Annotated in this window: 11 protein-coding genes; 9 read left to right on the top strand and 2 right to left on the bottom strand. The window is 73.5% G+C overall.

Annotated features, from left to right (window positions below; genetic code table 11):
• Positions 1-41 precede the first annotated feature (41 nt).
• The 3 genes from WIS52_RS15340 to WIS52_RS15330 are packed head-to-tail and all read left to right on the top strand — an operon-like array spanning position 42 to position 2634.
• Positions 42-164, top strand: coding sequence for a hypothetical protein (locus tag WIS52_RS15340; RefSeq protein WP_349298926.1), 123 nt, complete (start codon positions 42-44; stop codon positions 162-164).
• The gene (locus WIS52_RS15335) at positions 161-976 is read left to right on the top strand and encodes an ABC transporter ATP-binding protein (protein ID WP_349298925.1); all 816 of its coding nucleotides are present in this window, start codon (positions 161-163) and stop codon (positions 974-976) included. Before WIS52_RS15340 ends, WIS52_RS15335 begins: the two co-directional genes overlap by 4 nt.
• On the top strand, positions 973-2634 hold the full coding sequence (locus WIS52_RS15330; RefSeq protein WP_349298924.1) for an ABC transporter permease: 1662 nt from the start codon (positions 973-975) through the stop codon (positions 2632-2634). Before WIS52_RS15335 ends, WIS52_RS15330 begins: the two co-directional genes overlap by 4 nt.
• Positions 2635-2703: 69 nt before the next feature.
• On the opposite strand, the gene WIS52_RS15325 is transcribed toward WIS52_RS15330, so the two are convergent.
• Complete coding sequence (locus WIS52_RS15325; RefSeq protein WP_349298923.1) at positions 2704-3135, bottom strand: nitroreductase family deazaflavin-dependent oxidoreductase; 432 nt, start codon at positions 3133-3135, stop codon at positions 2704-2706.
• Between the two features lie 223 nt (positions 3136-3358).
• On the opposite strand from WIS52_RS15325, the gene thiC reads away from it, so the two are divergent.
• Positions 3359-5026, top strand: coding sequence for a phosphomethylpyrimidine synthase ThiC (thiC, locus tag WIS52_RS15320; protein WP_349298922.1), 1668 nt, complete (start codon positions 3359-3361; stop codon positions 5024-5026).
• A gap of 56 nt (positions 5027-5082) precedes the next feature.
• Here the strand turns inward: thiC and WIS52_RS15315 are convergent, their stop codons facing one another.
• On the bottom strand, positions 5083-5730 hold the full coding sequence (locus WIS52_RS15315) for a Uma2 family endonuclease (protein WP_349298921.1): 648 nt from the start codon (positions 5728-5730) through the stop codon (positions 5083-5085).
• Between the two features lie 217 nt (positions 5731-5947).
• Between WIS52_RS15315 and thiD the strand changes: the two genes are divergently transcribed.
• From thiD to WIS52_RS15290, 5 genes are all read left to right on the top strand, one after another.
• Positions 5948-6805: a bifunctional hydroxymethylpyrimidine kinase/phosphomethylpyrimidine kinase gene (thiD, locus tag WIS52_RS15310; protein WP_349298920.1), complete on the top strand. Its 858-nt coding sequence runs from the start codon at positions 5948-5950 to the stop codon at positions 6803-6805.
• A gap of 65 nt (positions 6806-6870) precedes the next feature.
• Positions 6871-7971: a glycoside hydrolase family 172 protein gene (locus WIS52_RS15305; protein WP_349298919.1), complete on the top strand. Its 1101-nt coding sequence runs from the start codon at positions 6871-6873 to the stop codon at positions 7969-7971.
• Positions 7972-8177: 206 nt separating this feature from the next.
• On the top strand, positions 8178-10439 hold the full coding sequence (locus WIS52_RS15300; RefSeq protein WP_349298918.1) for a xanthine dehydrogenase family protein molybdopterin-binding subunit: 2262 nt from the start codon (positions 8178-8180) through the stop codon (positions 10437-10439).
• Positions 10436-10987 (top strand): (2Fe-2S)-binding protein, encoded by a 552-nt coding sequence (locus WIS52_RS15295; RefSeq protein WP_349298917.1) that lies wholly within the window; start codon positions 10436-10438, stop codon positions 10985-10987. Before WIS52_RS15300 ends, WIS52_RS15295 begins: the two co-directional genes overlap by 4 nt.
• On the top strand, positions 10984-11802 hold the full coding sequence (locus WIS52_RS15290; RefSeq protein WP_349298916.1) for an FAD binding domain-containing protein: 819 nt from the start codon (positions 10984-10986) through the stop codon (positions 11800-11802). Before WIS52_RS15295 ends, WIS52_RS15290 begins: the two co-directional genes overlap by 4 nt.
• The last annotated feature ends 187 nt before the right edge of the window (positions 11803-11989 follow it).

Genomic DNA, 11989 nt, shown 5'->3' with positions numbered 1-11989 from the left:
TCCGATGCGGACGGGACCCGTCCGGCGGCAGGGTCGTGGTCATGATCGAGGTGCTGGCGAACGGGGCCACCGTGCTGGGTGGCGCGGTCGCGTTGGTGATGTTGCTGTCCGTCGCGGTCCTGCCGCTGCTGCAGGAGTGGGCCGAGCGGGGGGAGTCCCGGTGAGCGCCCCCGACCCGGCGGTCGCGGCCGCCGCGATCGGCCTGGTGCGTTCCTACGGCGGGGGCAGCGGCACCGTGCGGGCGCTGAACGGGATCAGCCTGTCCCTGCCCGCGGGCCGGTTCACCGCCGTGATGGGCCCGTCCGGATCGGGCAAGTCGACCCTGCTGCACTGCCTCGCCGGGCTGGACCGGCCGACGTCGGGGCAGGTGCTGCTCGGCGGGACCGACCTCGGCCCGCTCGACGACGCGGCGCTGACCCGGGTGCGCCGGGACCGGATCGGGATGATCTTCCAGGACGGCAACCTGCTGCCGCACCTGACGGCCGGCGAGAACATCGACCTGGCCGCGTCGCTCGCGGGGCGCCGCCCGGACCCGGGGTGGCGGGCGGAGCTGGTGGGCCGGCTGGGTATCGGCAACCGGCTGCGGCACCTGCCGGCCGAGCTCTCCGGCGGGCAGCGGCAGCGGGTCGCGGTGGCCCGGGCGCTGCTGAACCGCCCCGACATCGTGGTCGCCGACGAGCCGACCGGCTCGCTGGACACCGCGTCGGGACGGGAGCTGCTCGGCCTGCTGCGCGGCTGTGTCGACGACTACGGCCAGACCGTCGTGATGGTCACCCACGACCCGCTCGCGGCATCGGTGTCCGACCAGGTGCTGCTGCTGCGCGACGGCGTCGCCGCGGGCCGGCTGGGGGCCCCGACCCCCGACGCGGTGCTGGCCGCACTGGGCGAGCTGTCCGGGACCCCGCGGACGGCGCCGGTGGGGCCGCCGGCCGGCATGCCGATGGGGGCGCCGATGGGGACGGGTGCGCCGTGGTGAACCCGGCGACCCGTGCCGCGCTCGCCGGCGCCCGCCGCCGTCCCCGCCAGCTGCTGACCACCGGGCTCGCCGTCGTCGTCGCCACCGCGTTCGCGGCCGGGACGGTGCTGTTCACCGGGACCCTGCGGGTGGTGCTGACCGGGGACCCGCGGCTGGCCGGGCACGCCGCGGACACGGTCGCCGCGGTGCTGGCCGGGTTGTCGGTGTTCGTCGGGCTGGCGGTGCTGGCCGCGGTCGTGGTGGTGGCGTCCACCTTCCGGATCGTGCTCGGCCGGCGCTCCCGGGAGCTCGCCCTGCTGCGCTGCGTCGGGGCGAGCCGCGGGCAGGTCGCCCGGTCGGTGCTCGCCGAGGCCGCGCTGACCGGCCTGGTGGCGGGTCTGCTGGGTGTCCTCGTCGCGGTGGCGGGGGGCTGGGCGGCGATCCTGGCGCTGCGCGCGTCCGGCACCGAGCTGCCGTCGCTGGTGATGTCGCCGGCCGGCCTGGCCGGGTGCGTGCTGCTGGCCGTGCTCGCGACGGTCGTCGCCGCGCTGGCCCCGGCCGCCGCGGCCGGCCGGGTGCCACCGGTGGTGGCCCTCGGCGCGGCCGAGACCGTGGAGGCGCGACCGCCGCGGACCGGACGCCGCTGGGCGGTTGCCGGGGTGCTGACGGCGCCGGCCGCCGCGATCGGCGCCGCCGGTGCCGTGGGCGGCGACGGCGGCGTGGCCGGCATCGGGCTCACCGCGCTCAGCGGCGTCGTGCTGTTCGGGGCGCTGGTGGCGGCCGGACCGTTCCTGGTCGCGGCTGCCGCGTCGGCCGTGCGGCCGCTGGTGGCCCGGTCCGGGCCGGCCCGGCTGGCGGTCGCGAACGCCCGGCGGACCTCACGCCGGACCGCCGCGACGACGACGGTGCTCGCGCTCGGGACCGGTCTGACGGCGGCGTTGCTGGTCGGGGTGGACGGGGCGGCCGCCGACTCCCGGGCCTCGATCGAGCGCAGCTACCCGGCGGACGCGATCGTGCTGCCCGCGCCGGACGCGCCGGACCGCGAGCGCGAGATCCTCGCCGAGCAGCTCGCCGCCGACCTGGCGGAGCGCCCCGAGCTGGTGGTGCGCACCGACGGGACCGAGCTGCAGGTGGACGCCGCGCCCGGCACCGAGCCGGCGGCCGCCCGCGCCGCGATCGAGCAGGTGATCCCGGGCGGCGCGGCGGGGGCGATGGCCGGCGAACGCCCGGACGGGCACGTCGTGCTGTGGGCCGCCGACGCCCGCGACGGTATCGAGGGGTTCCTCGCCACGGCCCGCGCGGTCGGCGGCGGGCTCGTCGGCACGACGTTGCTGGTCGCGGTGGTCGGCGTCGGGGTGACCCTCGCGCTGTCGGTCGGCGAACGGACCCGGGAGATCGCGCTGCTCCGCGCGCTCGGCCTGACCCGGGCCGGGGCCCGGCGGGCGGTGGTCGTGGAGGCCGCGCTCGCCGGCGCGGTGGGTGCGCTGCTCGGCGTGCTGCTGGGCGGTGCCTACGGCGTGCTCGGCCTGCGGGCGATGGGGATGGCGGGTGGCGTGCCACCGGCCGGCCAGCTCGCGGCGCTCGCGGCGGGCGTCGTCGGGGTCGCGGTGCTCGCGTCCTGGGCGCCGGTGCGGCGGGCGGGCCGGGTCGAGCCCGCACGGGGGCTCGTCGCGGCCTGAGCGGGCACCCGGTGCGCGCCCGTTCGAGGGGGCGGGCGCGCACCGGCCGGTGGCCTCCCGGGAGGTCTCTCAGGCCTGGGGCTCGAGCACGAACACCGGGATGATCCGGGAGGTCTTCTCCTGGTACTCGGCATAGGGCGGGTAGGCCTCGACGGCCCGGTCCCACCACTCCTGCCGCTCCGCACCCTGCACCTCGCGCGCGACGAACGTCCGGGTCTCGGTGCCGTCCTGCGCATCGACCTCCGGGTGTGCCAGCACGTTGTGGTACCAGGCCGGGTGCTCGGGCGTGCCGCCCTTGGACGCGATCATCGCGTAGGCGCCGTCGTGCTCGACCCGCATCAGCGGCACGAGGCGCTTCTTCCCGGACTTCGCGCCGGTCGTCGTGAACAGCACGACCGGACGATCCATGATCGTCACACCCTCGGTCGTCCCGTTCTCGAGGATCTGCTCGGTCTGGTCGCGCACCCACTCGGTCGGGCTCAGTTCGGCGTTCTGCGTCATGTTCCGGGCGAACCCGCCACACCTGTGGATCATTCCTCGCATCCGGGTGAGAACGGTCGGGGGGCTGGCGTCCGGCGCCGGACGGTGCCTACGGTCGGCCTGCACCACCACACATCTGAACAACGCGGGAGCTCCGTCGCGCGGGGCTGAGAGGGCGACACACCGATTCACGGTCGCCGACCGCAGAACCAGCCGGATAATGCCGGCCAGGGAGGAAGTCGTCATGACTGCTGCGCACATGCAGGTGACCACCGGCCCGATCGCGGGCTCCGCCAAGTCCCACGTGGACGGTCCGGACGGGATCTCCGTCCCGGTCCGGCGGATCGCGCTGTCCAACGGTGAGCACCACGACGTCTACGACACCTCCGGCCCCTACACCGACTCGACCGCGGAGATCGACGTCCGCGCGGGGCTGCCCGCGCTGCGCGCTCCCTGGATCGGGTCCCGAGAGAAGCGCATGCGGAACGAGCATGGGCACAGGGAGCCGGGGACCCAGCTGTCCCACGCCCGGGCGGGGGTGATCACGCCGGAGATGCGGTTCGTCGCGGTCCGCGAGCGCTGCGACGCCGAGATGGTCCGTTCCGAGGTCGCCCGCGGCCGCGCGGTGATCCCGGCCAACGTGAACCACCCCGAGTCCGAGCCGATGATCATCGGGAAGCGGTTCCTGACCAAGGTCAACGCCAACATCGGCAACTCCGCGGTGACCTCCTCGATCGAGGAGGAGGTGGAGAAGATGGTGTGGGCGACCCGGTGGGGCGCCGACACCGTGATGGACCTCTCGACCGGAAAGGACATCCACGAGACCCGGGAGTGGATCCTGCGCAACTCCCCGGTCCCGATCGGCACCGTGCCGATCTACCAGGCCCTGGAGAAGGTGAACGGGGACCCGGAGAAGCTGTCCTGGGAGGTCTACCGGGACACCGTGATCGAGCAGTGCGAGCAGGGCGTGGACTACATGACGGTGCACGCCGGCGTCCTGCTGCGGTACGTGCCGCTCACCGCGAAGCGGGTCACCGGGATCGTCTCCCGCGGCGGCTCGATCATGGCCGCGTGGTGCCTGGCGCACCACCGCGAGTCGTTCCTCTACACGCACTTCGCCGAGCTGTGCGAGATCCTGCGCCGCTACGACGTCACGTTCTCGCTCGGCGACGGCCTGCGCCCCGGCTCGATCGCCGACGCCAACGACGACGCCCAGCTCGCCGAGCTGCGCACCCTCGGCGAGCTCACCCGGATCGCGAAGGACCACGACGTCCAGGTGATGATCGAGGGCCCCGGCCACGTCCCGATGGACAAGATCGTCGAGAACGTGCGGCTGGAGGAACAGTGGTGCGACGAGGCGCCGTTCTACACGCTCGGGCCGCTGGCCACCGACATCGCGCCGGGCTACGACCACATCACCTCGGCGATCGGCGCGGCCCGGATCGCCGAGGCCGGCACCGCGATGCTCTGCTACGTCACGCCCAAGGAGCACCTGGGCCTGCCGAACCGGGACGACGTCAAGGTCGGCGTGATCACCTACAAGATCGCCGCGCACGCCGCGGACCTGGCCAAGGGCCACCCGCACGCCCAGGCCCGGGACGACGCGCTGAGCCAGGCCCGGTTCGAGTTCCGCTGGCGTGACCAGTTCGCGCTGTCGCTGGACCCGGACACCGCGCAGGGCTACCACGACGAGACGCTGCCCGCGGAGCCGGCGAAGAGCGCGCACTTCTGCTCGATGTGCGGGCCGAAGTTCTGCTCGATGAAGATCACCCAGGACGTCCGGGACTACGCCGAGGCGCACGGGCTGACCAGCGTCGAGGCGATCGAGGCGGGGATGGAGGAGAAGGCCGGAGAGTTCCGCGACGAGGGCGGGCGGGTGTACCTGCCGATCTCGGCGTCGAGCGGGGACTGATCCGGGACCAGGTGTGGCGGAACGGTTCCTCGGGGCCGTTCCGCCCGTCGGGCCGATCAGAGGAGCGCGTCGAGATCCAGCTCGGCGGGAAACGGTGTGGTGGAGATGAACCGGCCGGTGACCACGCCGCCGTCGGCATAGCCGAAGTCGCCGGCGAGGTGGCAGGCCAGCAGGGAGACCGGGCCCGTGGCGCCGGAGCGAGCAGCGGCGGCACCGAGATCGACGATCCAGTAATGGCCGATCCCGGCGTCGGCGTACTCCCCGCGCTTGTGCACGTGGTCGGTCCGGTGCGAGCCGGGGGAGAGGATCTCGACGGCGACCACGACCTCGGATGCGCGAAGCACACCACCTTCGCGGCGGACCCGGCGGCGGGCAGTGCGGGGAGCCACGACGAGATCGGGACGACGCACGGTCCCGGGAGCGTCCGGCGGCGCCAGTTGAAGATCTACATCGACATCCTGGATGGCCTCGAGGTCCGCGGGAAGCCGACCGCGGAGTTGATATCTGATCTCCGATGCGGCGTGGTTGTGATCGGGCGCCGGACCGGGCGACATGAGTACCTGCCCTTCGAGCAGCTCGGTGTAGCCCGGTTCGACCTCACCGATCGCCAGGTACTCGGTGACGGTCAGCAGACGGGGGGGAGGAACCGGGCGGGACCACGGACCCGTCGCCGCCCCGGCCGGACCGGCGGGCTGTGCACTCATGGGCTGACCTCCTCGACGCGGAGTGTCCCACGCAGCACCGACAATTCCCGGCCGTCGAGGCGCCGGACGCCCGGGATACCGTCGCGGGAGACACGCACGTCGCGGGAGCTCGCGGGAACACCGGGCTGAGAGGGCGGCTGGGACCGCGGGGACGACCCCGGTCACCGCCGCCGACCGCGGGACCGGCCGGGTAATGCCGGCCAGGGAGGACACGAGGATGGAACCCGCCGTCGGGACCACACCCCCCAGGGCCATGACGATCGCCGGCACGGACTCCGGCGGTGGTGCCGGCATCGCCGCCGACCTGCGCGCCTTCACCGCCTGCGGGGTGCACGGCTGCCTCGCCGTCTGCGCGGTCACCGTGCAGAACTCGGTCGGTGTCACCGGCGTGCACACGATCCCGGTCGACACGATCGCCGGCCAGATCGCCACCGTCGCCTCCGACATCGGCCTGCAGGCGGCCAAGACCGGCATGCTGGCGAACGCCGAGATCATCGCCGCGGTCGCCGAAGCCTGCGACGCCAACGGGATCGGCGCCGGCCGCGCGACCCCGCTCGTCGTCGACCCGGTCGCCGCCTCCATGCACGGCGACCCGCTGCTGGCCAGCGAGGCGCTCGACGCCTACCGGCACACGCTGTTCCCGCGCGCCACGCTGGTCACCCCGAACCTGGACGAGATCCGGCTGCTGGTGGAACACGACGTCCGCGACCGGGACGGCCAGTACGCCGCGGCGAAGGCGCTGCACGCGCTCGGCCCGCGGGCCGTGCTGGTCAAGGGCGGGCACCTGCCCGCAGGCGACGGGGCCGCCGACGGCTGCCTCGACCTGCTCTACGACGGCGAGACCTTCCTCGAGCTGCCCGGCCCCCGGTTCGACACCGGCCACACCCACGGCGGCGGCGACTCGCTGGCAGCCTCGATCGCGGCCGGGCTCGCGAGGGCGATGGACCTGGAGGCCGCCGTCCGGTTCGGCAAGCGCTACATCGTCGAGGCCGTCCGGAACTCCTACCCGCTCGGCGCCGGCCACGGCCCCGTCTCCCCGCTGTGGGCGATCCGCCCCTGGTGGGACGAGGACTGACCGCTCGCCGCATCGGCGTCGTTCCGGGACGCTCGTTCCCCGCCGACGAGACGCCAGGAGCGCGCATGTTCGAGCAGTGGAGCACCCTGAACCGCGACCCCGCCGTCCGGAGCCGGTCGATCAACGCCGAGAACCCCACCGGTGCCGACGGCGGCGCCGCTCACGCGTCGTCCCCGCTCGGCCCGGGGCGTAAGGGCCGGGCGTACGTCCCGATCGCCGCCGGCGGGACGCGCACGCTGGCCGACCTCACCGGCCCCGGGACCATCCGGCACATCTGGATCACGCTGCCCGACCGGACGGCTGCTGGCGGCCCGTTCGTCCTGCGCGACCTGGTGCTGCGCGCGTACTGGGACGACGCCGACGCCCCCGCGGTCGAGGTCCCGCTCGGCGACTTCTTCTGCAACGGCTTCGCGACCCGCGCGACGGTCACCTCGCTGCCGATCACCGTCGCCCCGACCGGCGGCATGAACTGCTACCTCCCGATGCCGTTCCGCACCCGGGCGCTGCTGACCCTGGAGAGCCGGCACGGGGCTGACCTCTCGCACGTCTACTACCAGGTCGACTACACCGAGGGCGACGACCTCGGGGAGGACACCGGATACCTGCACGCCCAGTGGCGCCGGTCGAACGCCGACCTGCCCCTCGGCACGGACCACCCGATCCTCGACGGCGTCACCGGCACCGGCCGGTACGTGGGCACCTACATCGCGCTGACCGCGCTGTCGCGCTGGTGGTGGGGCGAGGGCGAGGTGAAGTTCTTCGTCGACGACGACCGCACGCACCCCACCCTGTGCAGCACCGGACTCGAGGACTACGCGGGTGGTGCCTGGTGCTTCCAGGACGCGCTGCGGACCAGCCCCGAGCCCGAGGCGGTCACCTTCAGCGCGCCGTTCTCCGGGTACCCGTTCCGGTCGACCCGGGACGGCACCGGCGCCACGCCGTTCGAGACCGCCATGCCGCCGTCGCACGGGCTCTACCGCTGGCACCTGCCGGACCCGGTGCTGTTCTCCGCACGGCTCTCGGTCACGCTGCAACAGATCGGCGCCGGGCCGCACGGCCTGGTCGAGCGGCAGGACGACATCTCCACCGTGGCCTACCTGTACCTGTCCGAGCCGGTCACGACCCGGCCGCCGCTCCCGCCGCCGGCCGCGTGCCACCCGCGCTGACCGTGGGAGCAGTTCGATCATCGGCATACGACCCCCGAGTGGCCCTCGGCGAGGCCTGATACCCGAGGCATCGGCCGATGCCCGACGACATCTCCGCAGATGCGGAACGCAGCCGGGGTGTCGTTCCGCTTAGGGTGCCCTGACCTGCGATTCCACGGTGTGCGCTGCGTCGCACTCGGCCCGTTCCCGCTATACGCTCGCGACCGATGAGCATCTTGGGGACACGCGTCGTCCGCACCGAGGATCCGGTCTTCCTCACGCGCGGCGCGACCTACACCGACGACCTGATCGACGAGCGACTGACCGGGGCCCTGCACCTCACGCTCGTCCGTTCCCCGCTGGCCCACGCGACGATCACCTCGATCGACACCTCCGCCGCGCTGGACGCCCCGGGCGTCGTCGCGGTGGTGACCGGTGCCGATCTCGACATCGACCCCGCCCTGCTGTTCCCCGGCGCGAACAAGGCGATGACGCGCCCGTTCCTGGCCGTGGACCGGGTGCGGTTCGTCGGCGAGCCGGTCGCCGCCGTCCTGACCGAGGAGTTCTACCAGGGCGAGGACGCCGCCGAGCTGGTCGACGTCGACTACGAGCCGCTCGACGCGGTGATCGACCCCCTCGAGGCGGCCACGGACGGGACCCTGCTGTTCCCCGACGCCGGCACCAACACCGCCGCCGCGTACGGGCACGACTCCGACGCCGACCCGGACTTCTTCGCCGGCTGCGAGGTCGTCGTCACCCGGGACCTGGTGAACCAGCGCCTGGCCGCCGCTCCGCTCGAGTCCCGCGCGGCGAGCGCGTTCTGGGACGGCGACCGCTGCACCCTCTACATGTCCAACCAGAACGCCCAGGGCGGTCGCGACGAGGTCGCGGGCTGGCTGGGCATGGACAAGGCGAACCTGCGGGTGATCCTGCCCGACGTCGGCGGCGGGTTCGGCGCGAAGATCGGCTCCGACCCGGAGTTCGCGATCGTGGCCTGGCTGTCCCGGCAGCAGGGACGCCCGGTCCGCTGGAACGAGTCCCGCTCGGAGAACATGACCGGGATGGTGCAGGGCCGTGCCCAGCGCCAGACGGTCACCATCGGCGGCACCCGCGCGGGCCGGATCACCCACTACCGGCTCGACGTCGTCCAGGACCTCGGCGCCTACCCGCGCCTGGGCACGTTCCTGCCGATGTTCACCCGGATGATGGCGCCGGGCACCTACGACATCGAGAACGTGGACTCCCGCGCCCGCGCCGTCGTCACCAACACCACCTCGATCGCCGCCTACCGCGGCGCCGGCCGGCCGGAGGCCACGGCCGCGATCGAGCGCGCCGTCGACCTGTTCGCCGCCGAGGTCGGCATGGACCCGGCCGAGGTGCGCAAGCTCAACGTCGTCGCCGCGGACAAGTTCCCGTTCACCACCAAGGGCGGCGTCGAGTACGACTCCGGCCGGTTCGCCGACGCGATCGACCTGGCGCTGTCCGAATCGGACTACCGGGGGCTGCGCGCCGAGCAGGCCGCCCGCCGCGAGCGGGGCGACGTCCGCCAGCTCGGCATCGGCGTCTCGTCCTATGTGGAGATCACCGGCGGTGGCGCCTACGCCGAGGACGCCTCGGTCGAGGTGCACCCGGACGGCTCGGTGACCGTGCTGACCGGCACGTCCCCGCACGGTCAGGGGCACGCGACGGCCTGGGCGATGCTCGCGTCCGAGCAGCTCGGCGTCCCGATGGAGAAGATCACCGTCAAGCACGGCGACACCGACCTCGTGCCCAAGGGTGGCGGGACGATGGGGTCGCGCTCGCTGCAGACCGGCGGCGTCGCGGTGCACCAGGCCTCGGCCGAGCTGATCGACCTGGCCAAGCAGCGCGCGGCCGACCTGCTCGAGGCCGGCGTCGACGACCTGGAGCTCGACCCGGCGAACGCGGCCATCACCGTGCGCGGCGTCCCCGGCGCGCGCAGCGTGACCCTCGCGGAGCTGGCCGAGGCCGAGCCGCTGAAGGCCGAGACCACCTGGGACGGCGAGAAGCCGACGTTCCCGTTCGGGTCGCACGTGTGCGTGGTCGAGGTCGACACCGAGTCCGGCAAGGTCACCGTCGAGAAGATCGTGGCGGTCGACGACGCCGGCCCGATCCTCAACCCGCTGCTCTGCGAGGGGCAGCGGCACGGCGGCATCGCCCAGGGCATCGCCCAGGCGCTGCTCGAAGAGGTGATCTACGACGAGGAGGGGCAGCCGCTCACCGGCACCTTCGCCGACTACGGCATCCCCTCGGCGGCCGAGCTCCCGAGCTTCGACCTGGTCGAGATGACCACCCCCACCCACATCAACCCGATGGGCTACAAGGGCATCGGCGAGGCCGGGACGATCGGTTCCACGCCCGCCACCCAGAGCGCCGTCATCGACGCCCTGTCGCACCTGGGCATCACGCACATCGACATGCCCCTGACCCCCATGCGGGTCTGGGAGGCCATTCAGGAGGCCGGCAAGTGAAGGTTGAGATCACCGTCAACGGTGAGCCGACGAGCGCGGACGTCGAACCCCGGCAGCTGCTCGCGCACTACCTGCGCGAGAACGTCGGGCTCAAGGCCACCAACATCGGCTGCGACACCACCTCCTGCGGCGCGTGCACCGTGCTGCTCGACGGCGAGGCGATCAAGTCCTGCACCGTGCTGTCCGTGCAGGCCGACCAGCAGTCGGTCACCACGATGGAGGGCCTCGACGGCGCCGCCGAGGGCCGTCCGGAGCACCCGGTCACCGCGGCGTTCCACGCCGAGCACGGCCTGCAGTGCGGGTTCTGCACCCCGGGCATGGTGATGTCCGCGGTGTCGCTGATCAGCCACGACGACGACCTCGACGAGCGCAAGGTCCGGGAGGGGCTGGAGGGCAACCTCTGCCGCTGCACCGGCTACCACAACATCGTCCGCGCGGTGCTCGTCGCGGCGGGCAAGGACCCGGACGCCGAGCAGAAGGCCGAGGCCGAGTCCGACGCCCTGCGCACTGCGCCGGCCTTCTCCCGCGGTGAGGGTGGTGGCGCGTGATTCCCCTCGCGTTCGACTACGCCCGCCCGGACACCCTCGACGATGCGCTCGCGCTGCTCGCCGAGAAGGGCGAGGACGCCACCGTGCTCGCCGGCGGCCACTCGCTGATCCCGGTGATGAAGGTGCGCCTGGGTGCCCCGGAGTTCGTCGTCGACATCGGACGGCTGCCGGAGCTGAGCTACGTCCGGGTCGACGGTGACGACGTCGCGATCGGCGCCGGGACCAAGCACCGCGACGTGGTGAACTCCGACGAGCTGGCGGCCGAGTGCCCGCTGCTCCCGGCGGTCGCCCGCACCGTCGGCGACCCGCAGATCCGGGCCCGCGGCACCCTCGGCGGCACCGTCGCGCACGCCGATCCCGCCGCCGACCTGCCCGCGGCGCTGCTCGCGCTGGACGCCACGATCGTCCTGCAGGGCCCGCGCGGGCGCCGCAGCGTGCCGATCGGGGAGTTCTACACCGGGGTGTTCGAGACCGTCCGCGAGCCGGACGAGCTGATCGTCGAGATCCGGGTGCCGCGCTGCGGCGACCAGGGCTGGGCCTACGAGAAGTTCACCCGGCGCAGCAACGACTGGGCGATCGTCGCGATCGCGGTGTCCGGCAACCGGATCGGCATGGTCAACATGGGGTCGACCTCGCTGCGGGCGACGGCCGCCGAGCAGGCCCTGGCCGAGGGGAAGCCGATCGCCGAGGCGGCCGCGCTGGCCGCCGAGGGCACCGAGCCGCCCGCGGACACCCACGGCACCCCGGAGTACCGCGCCCACCTCGCGCGGGTCCTGACCTGCCGCGCCCTCGAGACCGCCCACGCCCCTCACTGACCCACCCGGCCCCCCTCCCGAATCCCGACTCATGACGCTTTGGTTCGGCCATGCCGAACCAAAGCGACGCTCCTATGGGCTGTCAATGGTCAGCGGGGTGTTGGGCCGGGTGGGTGGGGTTTCGAGCTGGCGGTGGAGCTGGCGGGCGATGTAGCGCTTGAGGCAGCGGCGGATCTCGCGGTCGGTT

The organism is Pseudonocardia nematodicida, assembly GCF_040105385.1.
GTDB classification, from domain to species: Bacteria; Actinomycetota; Actinomycetes; order Mycobacteriales; family Pseudonocardiaceae; genus Pseudonocardia; species Pseudonocardia nematodicida.
This window is presented reverse-complemented; position numbering and strand designations above follow the sequence as displayed.

Bases quoted from the DNA above. Each gene is read 5' to 3' on its own strand.
- WIS52_RS15300 (WP_349298918.1), top strand. From the start codon at position 8,178: ATGAGCATCTTGGGGACACGCGTCGTCCGCACCGAGGATCCGGTCTTC.
- WIS52_RS15315 (WP_349298921.1), bottom strand. From the start codon at position 5,730: ATGAGTGCACAGCCCGCCGGTCCGGCCGGGGCGGCGACGGGTCCGTGG.
- WIS52_RS15340 (WP_349298926.1), top strand. From the start codon at position 42: ATGATCGAGGTGCTGGCGAACGGGGCCACCGTGCTGGGTGGCGCGGTC.
- WIS52_RS15305 (WP_349298919.1), top strand. From the start codon at position 6,871: ATGTTCGAGCAGTGGAGCACCCTGAACCGCGACCCCGCCGTCCGGAGC.
- thiC (WP_349298922.1), top strand. From the start codon at position 3,359: ATGACTGCTGCGCACATGCAGGTGACCACCGGCCCGATCGCGGGCTCC.
- WIS52_RS15325 (WP_349298923.1), bottom strand. From the start codon at position 3,135: ATGACGCAGAACGCCGAACTGAGCCCGACCGAGTGGGTGCGCGACCAG.
- thiD (WP_349298920.1), top strand. From the start codon at position 5,948: ATGGAACCCGCCGTCGGGACCACACCCCCCAGGGCCATGACGATCGCC.